This window comes from Sediminibacterium sp., from assembly GCF_051861365.1.
GTDB lineage: Bacteria > Bacteroidota > Bacteroidia > Chitinophagales > Chitinophagaceae > Sediminibacterium.
Window position 1 is genome coordinate 86,627 of record NZ_JBHYCW010000002.1, and the last position, 14,530, is coordinate 101,156.

Consider the following 14,530-nt stretch of genomic DNA (forward strand, 5'->3'; position numbering starts at 1 on the left):
TTTAGTACAATAATATCGTCGGGTAAGTTATCATCGGTTGTTGAAATATCTATTGATCAATAGTTGTCTTTTAACTGATCAAATGATACTGGTGTATTACTCCTTGTTAAAAAAGCAGATTCGATTTGATAGGGTAGCTGAATAAAAATACGAGCACTGTTTTTTTTCAGTATATGCACATACACCTGATTCTCTGTTTCTGTTATGGCACCCCATTCCTGTGGTTTAACTGCACCCGCTTTTGTTCCATAAATCGTTGACCCATTTTTCTGTAACCAATCCCCCACTTCTTTTAAGCGGGTTACAAATTCAGGTTGCATCACACCATTAGGCATAGGTCCTACATTCAATAACAAATTGGTTCCATAACCTGCAGCTTTTACCAGCAAATGAATAATGTCTTGGGTAGATTTATAGTTCCTGTCTGTAATATTGAATCCCCATGAATTATTAATTGTTTCACAGGTTTCTAAAGGCAACTTTGAAACTGTTTGTCCGCTAAATCCACCTTTATTTTCGCCCGGTAAATCTTTCTCAAACATTTGAAAATCTTCTCCGGGTAATGGTGATAAATGATGATTATTACCAACAAGTGCTTGCGGCTGAAGGCGATGAATCAATTCATAGATCTCTTCATATTTCCAATTGATTTTAGATTTCAGTGTTTTGTCCTGATCATTATCCAACTGATCCCAATGTCCATCAAACCATATACCTGCAATGTCTCCGTAGCCTGTTAGTAATTCGGTGAGTTGCGTCTTCATAAAACTGAGATAGGCTTCATAATTACTCTTGATGGTTCTACCCGTGCCTTTACCCGTTCGACCTGTTTCATACGGGTAATCAGATCTAAACCAATCCACCAATGAGTAATACAGAAACAGCTTTATCCCTTCTTCTTTACAAACGATAGATAGCCCTTTGAGTACATCTTTTCCATACGGGGTATTGGTGATTTTCCAGTCAGATGCTTTTGTATCCCAATTGCTAAAACTATCATGGTGACGGGTAATAAAAGTGATGTACTTCATCCCTGCATCTTTGGCCATCTTCACCCATGTACGTGCATTAAATTGGGTTGGATTGAAAAACTGCATCAATCGCTTGTATTCTTCTACTCGTATATTCCTGCCATTCATGATCCACTCTCCTGCACCCAAAACACTGGAGGCTCCCCAATGTATGAATAGACCAAACCTTGCACTATCGAACCATTGACGACTCTGAAGATTTGCTTCTGTTGGCTGATATTGTGCATTGACTTTAAAAGATGCTATCAGGATTAAAAAAAGTATCAAAGAATTTCTCATGATCATCGTTTTGAATGAAGTTAAACAGAAAATAAAAAACCCGGAGTAAGTTCTCCGGGTAATCTATTCATTTTTAATGGTCATTTGATTTACTTTTTCATGTACATCACTTCCTTCACCAACTTCACAGTACGTGTGATATCTGGGATAGCCAGTGCTGTAAGATTTGGGGCATAGTGCATGGGTGCATCTGCACTAGTGATACGACGGATTGGTGCATCCAAATAATCAAATCCTTCTTTTTGGATACGATAAGAAATCTCAGAAGATACGGATGCAAAAGGCCATTGTTCTTCAACAATCACCAGTCGGTTGGTTTTCTTCACACTTTCAAGAATGGTCATCCAGTCTAGTGGGCGAATGGTACGCAGATCGATCACTTCAGCACTTACGCCTTCTTTTTCAAGTTCTGCTGCAGCACCCAATGCCACTTTCATCATTTTATTAAAAGAAACGATGGTTACATCGCGACCGGCTCTTTTTACATCGGCTTTACCAAGTGGGATATAATATTCTTCCTCAGGTACATCGCTCTTATCACCATACATCACTTCACTTTCCATGAACATCACCGGATCTTCTTCATAGCGGATGGCTTGTTTAAGCAAACCCTTGGCATCATAGCCATTGGAAGGCGACACCACTTTAATACCGGGAATATTGGCATAATAGCTTTCAAAGGCTGTTGAGTGTTGTGCGCCGAGCTGACCTGCACTACCGTTAGGTCCACGGAATACGATGGGGCAACCGATTTGTCCACCACTCATCGCCAGCATTTTTGAAGCGGTATTGAGGATCTGATCCATTGCCAGTACAGCAAAGTTCCAGGTCATGAATTCAACTACCGGACGAAGTCCGTTTTGTGCTGCACCCACTGCCACTGCGGTAAAACCAAGTTCAGCAATGGGAGTATCGATGACTCTTTTGGCACCGAATTCAGCCAGCATACCCTGACTTACTTTATAGGCACCATTGTATTCAGCTACTTCTTCACCCATCAGAAACACCCTCTCATCTCTTCTCATTTCTTCACTCATGGCCTCTCTTAAAGCCTCTCTGAAAGCAATTGAACGCATATTGTCTGTTTGTTAAATGAGGAGCAAAAATAGCAGATTCTAAGGAATCAGAAAAAAGAAACCAAAATGAAGAAACAAGCTACAAGAAACAAGAAACAAGGGGGTTATATGAAGATGATGTACCAAAAAAAGAGTGAGGAAGCGTTTACTTCCTCACTCTGTATTCAAAATTCAATATTCGTAATTAGCAGGCCTTAGAACACATTCCAGCCATAGCTGATATAGTACAGACCCCCAATTTGCGGGTTACCCCAGCCGGTACGATAGTATCTGTTGAAGATATTGGTACCACCTATTTTGATCATAGACTTGGTAGCAGGGAGTTTGTAACTCACCATAGCATCCACAGTTCTCATCCAAGGCACCATACCCACACCGAATGTTCCTTCATAGAAGAAAGAGTTCTGCCATCTGTAAACCACGCTAAAACCATAGCGTTTGTCTTTACCAAAACCTGAATTATTCAATGACAAATTCGTACGGTATTTAGGTGTGTTGAAATAAGATACAAAGCCCGGAGGTAATGTTCCAATTCTATCATGGTAGAGGTTTCCGGTGAATGAGAAATTATTCGGTAATAAGTATTCAACTGATGCTCCCCATCCTGAAGTATTCACTTCACCAGGCGCATTCACTGAAATACTGTAAGCTATTCTGGTATTTGCATTTAAAAGATCAGCCGGGTTAAATGTTGCATTTCTGGATTGAATAGCAGTTACGCCACTTAAGAAATCTTTATAACGACCCCAATATGCATATACGTCGATTAACAGTTTTTGAGCAACCAGACCTTTATATCCCACTTCAAATGAGCGCATAGATTCCGGTTTAAACTCTCCGAAAGTCTGCTGTTGTAATAAAGCAGGATTAGGAGAACCTGCCAGTACACTGCCTCCGAATGCCTGTACACTTTGTAATGTAAATACCGGATTGGTGCTGAATTTGTAGAAATTGCGTAACTGTGGCAATCCACCCAGTAATCGGGTACCGCCTCCAATGGTTAAGTTAATCCACTGATTTTGTGTGGTTGGAAAACGATACGCAGTTTGATAAGAGAAACGAAGGTTATGATCTTTAGCCAGCTTAACCACCGCTGAAGCTCTTGGAGTAAATCTTCCCTGGAAATTTGTATTCTTATCATAACGACCGGAAACAGTCAATTTCAATACATCATTGAATAAACGCTGAGAAATTTGAGTATATGCGCCAAATTCATTGATTTTGATTGAACCTGCTGTGTCTGCAAAAAGTGTTCCCTCAGAATTCAGTACATACTGCTTCGCACTAATACCAATCAACCAATCTGTATTGGTTTTACCTAAACCAAGATCTTCTGTCAGATTATACTGTCCGTCAAACATTTTAAGTCTGGAGCGATCTAAGAACAATCCACCGCCTTGGGAAATAGGTCTACGGGCTACTGATTGGAATAAAGGATTATTACCAATATAGCCAGTAGGTCTGCCTACATCTGCAAAATTGCGCGCTGCATTGTGTGCTATGATATTATTAGCTCCTGCATCTCTAGCAGTAACAAATGCTGCGATATATTGAGGATACCAGGCACTACTTGATTTCCATGCTTCATTAAATAATCTCGTAGTAATGGTAGCATTGAAAGAACTACCAGCATTCTCATGTGTTGAATAATAGCGAGCATACCAGTTCTTATGCTTCAATTCATATTTAAACTGAGCGATACGCAAGTCTTTTAAAGAGTAACGGTCACTTCCTGTATAAACACTGTTTCCTGTTCCGAAATAGGCATTGAATGAAGCTTCGATTTTATCTGTGAGTTTGTAGTGAATTCCTCCGGTCAACTTCATATTTACCGTTGTAGGATCAATGACATCTTTCTCATAATATCCTGTACGACTTACCGAAGTGTTTTGTAAAAAGTTTCTCGCAGGTAATGCTCCAAAAAGAATAGGTGAAACGTTAGCAGTTACCAACGCACCTGCACCTATGCCATTTAGGAATGTATTGAACTGAGATAATCTTGCTGTTGGGTTAGCAGCTAAGAATCCATTGAAAGCATTTAATTGCCCTGCAGATAACCCTGCAGCTGCAAAAACTTGAGAAGCGATTGAGTTCATGTTTTGAGTAGTCTCATCTCCATAAACATTCACCCCATCATAATTCGGATCTACAAAACGATTACCCGGAATTTTAGTACCATTCGGTGTACCTCCGATACGTGTATAGTTATCATCCTGATTTGCTAACCAATCCTGCGCCTGTATAAACTGAGCATTGATTTTAAATGCCCATTTTTCATTGATCTTTTTAGCCCAACGCAAACTCCAGTCATAAAAAGGAGCAGTAGGTCTTTGTTTGCTATCAATATGGTTCACGCCTTGTTTGATCTGAAAACTAAGACCCTGATATTTGAAAGGATTCTTACTATTGATCAATACAGTACCATTCATACCGCCCGGACCATACAAAGCAGAAGATGCGCCTGGCAGTAATTCCATGTTCTCAACATCCAATTCACTTAAACCAAGAACGCTACCAACAGCAAAGTTTAAACCAGGAGCTTGGTTATCCATCCCATCTACAATTTGGTTCAAACGTGTATTACCACTGCTGTTAAAACCACGTGTGCCCACGCTACGGAAGGTTAAACTTGCAGTCACCACATCCACCCCTTTCAGGTTCGTTAACATGTCGTAATAGTTAAGTTGAGGGGTATTTCTGATAGCTGCTGCACTAATTCTTTCGATAGAAACAGGCGATTCCAAAATACGCTCCGGAACCCTGGATGCAGCTACCACTACCTCATCTCCTAATGTAAAGGAAGGAGTCAGATCTACAGTTACAACTTCATTACTGCCTTTTACAGCAACTTCTTTACTTGCATAACCAACAGAAGAGATCACCAAAGTAAACGGCGGTTTCTGAACGGTGGTAAAACGGAAATTACCTTTATCATCGGTAAAGGTTCCAACTGTTCCTCCTTTAATGGTTACTGAGACAGCGGAAAGCGCTTCCTTGGAGCTTGCATTTTTTACACTACCGGAAACGGTAGTTGTCTGTTGTGCCATAACAGGTATCGTAATGGCAGAGGCTAAAGCCACAGACAGACATTTACTGTAGAATCTTCTCATATTGGCAAGATTTAGTTATTATGAGGCAAAATAGCAATTGTTAGTTTTATCTTAAAATTTAATTTGTCCACAAAATCAATGCTTTGTTAGGAAAAACGGATGGTATTCCGCTTTATTATTCTGGGCACTGGCTAATTTTACGGCATGAAGAGCCTTCAGTTCCCAAAGCAGACAAATGTTTACCATGGAAAAGTCAGAGATGTATACACCATTGGTCAGGGTTGGCTGGTAATGGTAGCCAGTAACCGCATATCTGCTTTTGATGTAATATTACCCAAACCTATCCCATACAAAGGACAGGTCTTAAATCAAATCGCTGCTTTCATGTTGGAGGCAACGAAAGATATTTGTCCAAATTGGCTCGTTACTGTTCCTGCTGCCAATGTCTCGATCGGAAAAAAATGTACCCCGTTTAAAATTGAGATGGTGGTGAGGGGAAATGTGGTTGGACATGCCTGGCGCACTTATCATTCCGGGCAAAGAACACTTTGCGGTGTTACCATGCCTGAAGGATTAAGAGAAAATGATTTCTTCCCCACTCCTATTATTACCCCTTCTACCAAAGCTGCAGAAGGACATGATGAAGACATCTCCAAAGAGGAAATCATTCATCAGGGACTCGTGAGTGCAAAAGATTGGGAGGTACTTGAAAACTATGCCTTACAGCTTTTTGCCAGAGGTAAAGAAATTGCAGCTGCACAAGGATTGATATTAGCTGATACGAAATATGAATTTGGCAAGATCGGCGATACCATTTATCTGATGGATGAAGTGCATACCCCCGATTCATCTCGCTATTTCTATGCAGATGGATTTGAAGAGCGGCAATCAACCGGAGAAAAACAAAAACAACTCAGTAAAGAGTTTGTGAGAGAATGGTTGATCGCCAATGATTTTATGGGTAAAGAAGGACAATCTGTTCCTGACATGTCTGATGAATGGATTGATACCATCAGTAAAAGATATATTGAACTCTTCGAAAAAGTAACCGGCAAAAAATTCATACCCGAACATCCTTCCGATGAAGAGATCGTAACATCGGTGACGGCAGCGTTGGAGAAGATCGGGGCGATGTAGGCTTGAGAGGTTATAGGTGTGAAAAGTCAAAAATCAAAAGTTAAAAATCAAAACCTATATTCCCCTTTCACTTTTGACTTTTAACTTTTGATTTTTGATTTTCAATCCCCCAGCCTCGGTCTCAACCTCACCCTGCTCTTGTTGAAAATATTTTGTCCATTCTCAACACCCTTACGCAACTCTTTCTGTCGCTGTACGGGCATGTGTATGGTGTCTTTGCAATCCTGGCTGCAACAACCATCATAAGCCGCTGCACAGGTTTCGCATTGTATGAATAACAGATGACAGCCATTGTTTTTGCAGTTGGTATGGGTATCAGCAGGCTTGCCACATTGATGACATTTAGCAATGATATCTTCCGTAATACGCTCGCCTAAACGATTGTCAAAAACAAAATTTTTACCAATGAATTTACTTTCCAGTCCGGCTTCTTTCGCTTGTCTGGCATAATTGATAATACCTCCTTCCAGATGAAATACATTCTTAAATCCTTGGTGTAACATATAAGCGCTGGCTTTTTCGCATCGAATACCGCCTGTGCAATACATGATGATATTTTTATCCTCATTTCCTTTCATCATATCAACCGCCATCGGTAATTGATCGCGGAAAGTATCTGAGGGCACTTCTTTTGCATTGACAAAATGACCCACTTCATATTCGTAATGATTACGCATATCAATCACGATCGTATCGGGTTGTTGTAGCAACGCATTCATTTGTGCTGCATTCACATAGCGCCCTTTCCGTTCCATACTGAATTCGGGATCATCAATACCATCGGCCACGATCTTATCCCTTACTTTGATCTTTAATACCCAGAAACTTTTTCCATCATCATCCACTGCAATATTGAGACGTAAGCCATTCAGTGGTTCTATGCTATATAAAAAAGTTCGAAATGCATCCATCAAATGTTCCGGCACACTGATCTGTGCATTGATCCCTTCTTTCGCTACATAGATCCTTCCAAAGACCTGTAAAGCATGTAATTGCTTGTACAAATGATCTCTAAACTCTTGAGGGTTCTTAATGGGAAAATACTGATAGAAACTAATGGTAACACGATGGAAAGTCTCTTCCATCAAACGTTGCTTCAACTCTTCGTTGGACACACGGTTGTGTAATACAGGCATGATTTTCAATTTTAGTCCCGTCTCGTCTCGTTTAAAACGAGACGAGACGAAATCCATGAACAATGGAACCACTTGCAGGGTGGTCAAAATCAGTGCAAAGATAGGGGGATATGTCGGATGTCGGATGTCGGATGTCGGATGTCGGATGTCGGGTAAGAAAAAAGAAGCGGCGAACACTTATTATTGTGTTCGCCGTTTTATTTTTTTCAAAAATTTCAAATCAGAAATCCAACATCAGAAATCAGACATCTCACATCACTTTTTATAGTATCTCACATAATCAGCTTCCGCAGCAATATAACCAAATGATGCCCATACTTTTCCTTGTAGTATCTTTTCATAGAGTTGCTTAGCCTTTTCTGTTTCACCGTTATACCGATACCAATTCGCTACACCATAAGCAACAGCATCATTACTGGTGACAGTGCCATTCACTGTCATTACTGAATCAACTGAAAGGGTGCCTTTATACAACAAGCATAATTTTTGATAAGCATTGTTTTCAATAATATTCATTTCCGTTTTGATAGGAGTTAGTATACGTTGTGCCGCTGAATCATTACCCATCATTCGATACAGCATATACAACCAATGAGTAGTGGAGACCAACTTATCATCATTCTCCGATTCTTTTACTGCTCGCTCATATACCGGCAATGCTTTTTCCAGATCATTTTTCAGATAATAGGCTAAACCTAAATGATACCAAATATTAGAGTGCAATGAACTGATCGGTATATTCATGGCATTGGGTTGCCCATCAGGTTCTATTTCATCTTTTTTACCTTCAATCAGCGTCGCTGCTTTTTCCAGATCAGCAATCGCTCGATCAAATTCCCGAATAGAAATATAGCGATGTCCGCGGTGGCGATACATCCGTGCATCATCCGGAAATTTTTGGATACCTTCTGAGAAAATAGTGATGGCCTGTCTGAAATCACCTTTATACCCTGCCCATCGACCATACCAGATGATCTTATCTGCATCATTGGGAGATGCTTCATAAGCCAAACGGGCACTGTCGAACTTCAGTACAACATTCTCATAAGGTGAATGCGGATACAAAGTATCTCCCATTAAAGAAATAGCTTGAGCACTGTCTGCCAAAGCTGTAAACAAAATGGTGGTATCCATTTTCTTCTCTTGTTTACAACCTAGCATCCATAGTATCGCCGTCAATAAAAAATAAGCAGTTGTTTTCATGTTGGTGTTTGTAAGGTTGAGTAGGAAAGATAAAACATCCTACTATCCTTTCAAATACTTCTACATCAATCATCATTTCTACTCTCTAGAAAAAAGGGCAGCGTTATTCGAATACCGGTGGGTGAAGGACCATTGGTTTCATATCCTTTTACAAAATCAACCCGCATGATCTTTAATATATTTTCTAACCCTATAAAAGCTTCATAATAGTTCTTCCCCTTTTGTGTATGTAAAAGATTAGCACCTGTTACCAAAAACCAGTTCAGCTTTTTGAATCCGGGTATTTTATTGGTCAACAAACCATTCAAGTGATATTCAACATGTGCTGTTGCAAATAATTGAGAAGTATTACTGTACCGATAATAAGGCGCCAATTGAAATCCGGTTAATGGATCATTGGCCAATACGGTTTGATTACCCAGGATATGCTGATAATCCGGAATGAATACTTGTTTGGCATTCAAAAAACCTCCTACTGCTACACGATAACTGAATTCACCTCCCAATTTCATATCCAAATCATCCGTAACTGTCAAACGCCATTTGGTAAAATCTGCATCACTGCCCAACAAGCCCCTGATACCTTGTGTAACGGAGAGATTGAAACTTGGATAATCTGATCCAATAGCAATTTTACGATCCGGTATCTCAATGTATTTTCCGCCGGGACGCCAATTTAAACTAGCAGTTAAAGTAGCAGCCTGGTTTCTTGGCATGACAGCATTGGTGATATCAACCGGATAATTGGGCGTGAATGTTCTATTTGCAATGTTCTTCCAACTGACAGGATCCGCTAAATTGTTTAACCCAAATCGATCTTGAAATTGAAAACTCCACGACGCTGTTAGTCCATTTCCAATACCTGCCGAATGAGTGATCCTGAAAAAATTAGCCTCATATATTTTCATATGATTGTTCTCATATAAAAGCGTTGTATAGGTATTGATCCTGGATGTGATAGGCTGTGCGTTATTGTACTGAAACACCCTTCTACCCGCAGCAAAACTGATACTATTAAAATATTTTTTTCCGAAATTATATCTGGCTGTTAGATGACTATTGAAATGTTTATTGGCAAAACCGTATCGGAAATAAGGTGTAACCTGCAATGATTTTCTTCCTTCATACCTTTTACTCCATGTAGGTGAAAAATGAAGCACCCCTCCTTCTACTGTATTGTAATTGAGTGTATTGATCAGCGGATCGAAGCTTACAAAAACTTTCTTCTTTTGTTTGCTGATAGATTGTCCCGTAAGTATAAGTCCACTCAGCGAAAACTTATTTCTTTTTCGATCCACAGAGTCCATGTACTTAGGATCTTTACGTACTTGTTCTAAACTATCTTTCTTTTTGTAATCCAATGCCTCTTCGGTTAATAAGGGCAGGGGTCTGATACTATCCCAATAAGTCATTGGTTTTTTATTCGCGCTATCAAAAACTTTAATGATCGTATTATCAAAATACTTTTTAGCAAATACAGGATTCAAGTCAAATCGATCATAGACTTGAACAAAACTTCCAAAAAAGTCAAAGCCAAATAGTTTACCGGATGGATAAATGACTTGATTTTTTATTACCCAAAGATTTCCTGCCGGAACATACAACTGTTCAATAGTGAGCGTATCCAGCAATTGCATTTGTTGGTCTCGTACCAGATTCAATCGCAAACTATGAATGCGCCATTCATTTTCGACAATATTGATATACCCATGGAACAATGGTTCATATTTTCTACGAGGAATAACTTTGATCCTGCTGATCTCCACACCATTTTCATAAAAAGTTCCTTCGAATTTGTATCGATAAAAGCTAATGGCATTATTTGAAATGGGAGAAATAAACCCTCTTGGATTCAGGTTCTCACCCACTTGTATATTGTTATTGTAAAACGAAATGATCTGTGGACTACTAAAACCAAATGCATCACTTCTACCGCTTACTTTGGTAGAGATCACTTCAATCTTTTCATTCTTGGGTTCTTCTACTGAATATTTGGCAATGGTTTCAGAAAGGAATAACATTTTTCGTTTACTGGTATCTCCATCTTCAAAATCTACTTTCTGACCAAAGAATCTCTTTGGATAATCACGTAGTTGTAGTTGTCCTTTGAGATATACATCAGCTGTAAACTTTTTAACCTCTTTAAGATGGTATGTTCTTTTTTCGATCGCTTTTCTGATAATTGCATAGGCCGGATCTTCCCCTGCTGAATTCACCATTACCTCTTGTAAATTGTATTGCTGTTGTTCCAATTGAAAATCCACCACCTGATTAGAACCCTTTTCAACAACAATTTTTTTTTCTACTGCTTTATACCCGATATACTGACAAACCAATGTATAATTTCCCGGAATCAGTTGAATGCTATAATATCCTTTACTGTTTGCAGAAACACCTTGTGTCGTGCCTTTCACCAAAATAGAGGAAAAGGGTAATACTTCTTTATTCAGATCAGTAATGGTACCACTAATCGTTTGAGATTGTCCTTTCACTAATGTGATGATCAGTAAGCATGCGGATAGAATTGTTCTCATACAGGATAAGTTCTAACGAAAGTAAGTCTCACTTAGCCCCTATTTATTACAAAAAGCCCTGTAAATAGGGCTTTAACTAAAAATTAGTGAATTGGCAATGGAAGGAGTAGGATGGGACACAGATTTTGATGATGTGTTATGATGAGTATTTGATAGCCAAAACGACTATCATAATCTATCATAAAAATCTGCGTCCTATCACTCTTAATTCGAGCGCTGTCTCAGATAACTCCCGGTCAATGCAGCAAGACCGGCAACCAGTCCGCCGATGATGCCGGTTACAAAAATCAACACAATATACGAGCCACCTAAAGGCAGTATTTTCGCCACTTTGGTAGCCAATAGATGATCGTTGGCACTGTCTTTTAGAAATGCCAATATGGACCATAGTAAAAACAATCCTGTAAATCCTGAAAGAAAAGCTTTCCCGGCTTTTTGATGTACAGCCATCGCTACGATCAATGAAGTGATGGCAAAACTCCACCATGGCATCACCCCGTAGAGTCCGGTAGCAAAAGCCAGTAAAGCAGTAAGTATAACAGCAGATAAAAATTTCATGTTTTACTTTTTAATTATTGAAAGTGATTCGCCATTTTATTTGTGAACTTTTAGCAGCTGCTTCTTTAGTAAGAAATAAGATGCGATAATATTTACCCGCCGCCCAATTGTCTACAAAATTATCGTAGTACTTGCTACCCGGATTACCACTCTGTCCACCGGGATACACGCCATAAGCTTCAATCTCATCCGTCATGTGTACAATCATTCGCCAGCTCGGTCCATGTACTTTTGTAGTGGCATTAATAATATGAACACCCCCACCAATAGGAAGATGTAATCGGCTCAATGGATCAATCTTTAATAAATGACTTACACGGGTATCTTTAAACGTTCCCCACTCTAATTGATTCTCTTTTTCAAGCGCTTTACATTTGGCACTTGCTTTTTGCACGGCTGTTAGTACAGCATCATACAAGGTTTCTGTTTTATCAGGTGTATTGGCGTTATCAGCAAAATAGTAAACACTATCACGTAACATCACTTCTAACAAGACCGGTTCATCAGGCCATGGCAATGATCGTTTTGATTTTTCAAACTCATCTTTCCAAATGGTTGTTTCAAGGCTATCCCAAATAGCGCGGAAAACAGTAGCTCCTTTTTCACCTATATCATTTCGAAGATTCCAGTTTTTTAAGATCGATATATATTTTTTCCCATCTGCATCCAAAGCAGCTTCATTCAGATATTTGAGTAAAGCAGGACGAGCCATTTCAGCAAAAACGTTGTAATTATCTGTTTGTAAACGTTGCATGTCTTCAGGAGTAATATTACTCATGGTACTCAAACGCTTGTTGATAATAATTCCCCGATACAAAGGAAAATCAGCAGCAGCACCTAAATAATAAGGGTAGGTATCATCGGTAGATTTTTGATTGGCACTACTGATGAAACCACGATCCGGGTTTTTCTGCATGGGATTTTCTTCATTGGGAATAATACCCTGCCACATATATCGAGTATCATCTCCCGGCATAATAAAATCACCCTGTCTTTTCCATCTGGCTACAAAAGCACCTTGCTGTTTCATGGCAACGTCACCGGTCTTTGAAATAAAGGCAAAATTTTGTCCCGGACAAGTCCATTTATGGATGGCATTTAAGTAGTCATCAAAATTCTTAGCCCGGTTTAACTCATAAAATGTTTGTAGCCCTTGTCCACCATCGTGTGCCGTCCATCTCACTGCTAAATATTTCCCTGTTGTATTATCATTTTTATAAGAAGCATCATACATCACTGGCCCCAATGCTGTATAAGCCACACGGTCAATGATATCCGGTTGTCCTTTCACCTTGATCACTTCTTCTTTGATATCTGCTTTATTCCATAGTCCATTGTACCAATATTGTTCGAGGGTACTGTCTTTGAATTTCATATCGTAGAAGTCAATCACATCTCTACCTGCATTGGTAACTCCCCATGCTATGTTATCATTAAAACCAATGATGACTGCAGGTGAGCCGGGGAAACTTGCACCATAGGTACTATGTGTGGGTGTCGTTATTTGTACTTCATACCAAAGAGAAGGAAGGTTCAATCCAAGATGCGGATCATTTGCTAAAATCGGTCTACCACTTTTTGTTTTGGAACCGGCTACCGCCCAGTTATTACTTCCATTGTTTTTATCCGGCACAACGGGTGCTGTAGCACTATTGAAAGTATTTGTTTTACCTAAATAAACAGAATCCACATCAGCAGGTGCTGTTACCGGTACTGCCGGAGATGGATAGATTGTTCCTTTAGGAATGATGGGATCTAAAGAGTCTTGAACATTGGTAAATAGTTGATCAAAATCTTCATATCCGAAATAATTTTTAGCATTTGTCATTTGCAAATCACTGGAGATGCCTCTTCCGGTAAGATCATAAGACATGAACATTAAGAACAAATAGGTTTTAAAAGGTGTCCATTCCTCAGGCTGATAATCTAACAACTTGTATTCAAAAGGAATTTCATTTGGCTTAAGTGATTTGATATAATCATTCACGCCATTGGCATAGGCTTCCATGGCTGTTTTGATATCTTTATTTTTTGAGGCTTCGCGCATGGTTTTTTCAGCAGCATACACCATACCCATTCTTCTGAAATACTTATCTGTATCAATTCTATCCGGACCCACAATTTCACTCAATCTACCCGCCGCAACATGGGTTTGAAATTCCATCTGCCATAAACGGTATTTGGCATGAAGATAACCTTGTGCATAATAGGCGTCTGCATCATTCTCTGCATAAATGTGAGGCACCAATCGTTCATCCATGAACACTTCTACTTTGGATTTGATACCTGATAAAGTAATCTCACCAGCATGCGATGCATTGGCAGACTCAGCATTTTGCCAGAACCCTTTTTGAGGTGAAAGGAAATAACCCAACCGGGGTGTTTTGCTACCGCCAACCGGAAGTTGTGTATTGAGGGTAATAATGAGTCCGGCCGTACTTATAGCTGAAACCAGCATAGGAACAATTCGCATAGCATCAATTTGAATGATGAATTTAAGGGATTTTGAGGTATCGTTGTTTGAGC

At 39.5% G+C, this 14,530-nt stretch carries 9 protein-coding genes; 1 reads left to right on the top strand and 8 read right to left on the bottom strand.

Annotated features, from left to right (window positions below; translation table 11 throughout):
• Positions 1–56: 56 nt before the first annotated feature.
• From ACTIEV_RS01235 to ACTIEV_RS01245, 3 genes are all read right to left on the bottom strand, one after another.
• On the bottom strand, positions 57–1,310 hold the full coding sequence (locus ACTIEV_RS01235; protein WP_439515898.1) for an alpha-L-fucosidase: 1,254 nt from the start codon (positions 1,308–1,310) through the stop codon (positions 57–59).
• Between the two features lie 89 nt (positions 1,311–1,399).
• Positions 1,400–2,386, bottom strand: a complete 987-nt coding sequence (locus ACTIEV_RS01240) for a pyruvate dehydrogenase complex E1 component subunit beta (RefSeq protein WP_439515899.1) — start codon at positions 2,384–2,386, stop codon at positions 1,400–1,402.
• 194 nt (positions 2,387–2,580) lie between these two features.
• On the bottom strand, positions 2,581–5,496 hold the full coding sequence (locus ACTIEV_RS01245; RefSeq protein WP_439515900.1) for a TonB-dependent receptor domain-containing protein: 2,916 nt from the start codon (positions 5,494–5,496) through the stop codon (positions 2,581–2,583).
• Positions 5,497–5,640: 144 nt separating this feature from the next.
• On the opposite strand from ACTIEV_RS01245, the gene ACTIEV_RS01250 reads away from it, so the two are divergent.
• Positions 5,641–6,573, top strand: a complete 933-nt coding sequence (locus tag ACTIEV_RS01250) for a phosphoribosylaminoimidazolesuccinocarboxamide synthase (protein ID WP_439515901.1) — start codon at positions 5,641–5,643, stop codon at positions 6,571–6,573.
• A 101-nt stretch (positions 6,574–6,674) separates the two neighbouring features.
• Here the strand turns inward: ACTIEV_RS01250 and trhO are convergent, their stop codons facing one another.
• From trhO to ACTIEV_RS01275, 5 genes are all read right to left on the bottom strand, one after another.
• Complete coding sequence (gene trhO, locus ACTIEV_RS01255; protein WP_439515902.1) at positions 6,675–7,709, bottom strand: oxygen-dependent tRNA uridine(34) hydroxylase TrhO; 1,035 nt, start codon at positions 7,707–7,709, stop codon at positions 6,675–6,677.
• Between the two features lie 255 nt (positions 7,710–7,964).
• The gene (locus ACTIEV_RS01260) at positions 7,965–8,912 is read right to left on the bottom strand and encodes a tetratricopeptide repeat protein (RefSeq protein ID WP_439515903.1); all 948 of its coding nucleotides are present in this window, start codon (positions 8,910–8,912) and stop codon (positions 7,965–7,967) included.
• A gap of 65 nt (positions 8,913–8,977) precedes the next feature.
• Entirely contained in the window at positions 8,978–11,446 is a 2,469-nt protein-coding gene (locus ACTIEV_RS01265; RefSeq protein ID WP_322195875.1) for a DUF5686 and carboxypeptidase regulatory-like domain-containing protein, read from the bottom strand.
• 204 nt (positions 11,447–11,650) lie between these two features.
• Positions 11,651–12,004 (bottom strand): hypothetical protein, encoded by a 354-nt coding sequence (locus ACTIEV_RS01270; RefSeq protein WP_322195874.1) that lies wholly within the window; start codon positions 12,002–12,004, stop codon positions 11,651–11,653.
• A 10-nt stretch (positions 12,005–12,014) separates the two neighbouring features.
• A complete protein-coding gene (locus tag ACTIEV_RS01275; protein WP_322195873.1) occupies positions 12,015–14,477 on the bottom strand; it encodes a penicillin acylase family protein in 2,463 nt (820 codons plus the stop codon).
• Positions 14,478–14,530: the final 53 nt, after the last annotated feature.

Excerpts from the sequence above, each read along its gene's own strand:
- ACTIEV_RS01265 (WP_322195875.1), bottom strand. The coding sequence starts at position 11,446 with ATGAGAACAATTCTATCCGCATGCTTACTGATCATCACATTAGTGAAA.
- ACTIEV_RS01250 (WP_439515901.1), top strand. The coding sequence starts at position 5,641 with ATGAAGAGCCTTCAGTTCCCAAAGCAGACAAATGTTTACCATGGAAAA.
- trhO (WP_439515902.1), bottom strand. The coding sequence starts at position 7,709 with ATGCCTGTATTACACAACCGTGTGTCCAACGAAGAGTTGAAGCAACGT.
- ACTIEV_RS01270 (WP_322195874.1), bottom strand. The coding sequence starts at position 12,004 with ATGAAATTTTTATCTGCTGTTATACTTACTGCTTTACTGGCTTTTGCT.
- ACTIEV_RS01235 (WP_439515898.1), bottom strand. The coding sequence starts at position 1,310 with ATGAGAAATTCTTTGATACTTTTTTTAATCCTGATAGCATCTTTTAAA.
- ACTIEV_RS01275 (WP_322195873.1), bottom strand. The coding sequence starts at position 14,477 with ATGCGAATTGTTCCTATGCTGGTTTCAGCTATAAGTACGGCCGGACTC.
- ACTIEV_RS01245 (WP_439515900.1), bottom strand. The coding sequence starts at position 5,496 with ATGAGAAGATTCTACAGTAAATGTCTGTCTGTGGCTTTAGCCTCTGCC.
- ACTIEV_RS01260 (WP_439515903.1), bottom strand. The coding sequence starts at position 8,912 with ATGAAAACAACTGCTTATTTTTTATTGACGGCGATACTATGGATGCTA.
- ACTIEV_RS01240 (WP_439515899.1), bottom strand. The coding sequence starts at position 2,386 with ATGCGTTCAATTGCTTTCAGAGAGGCTTTAAGAGAGGCCATGAGTGAA.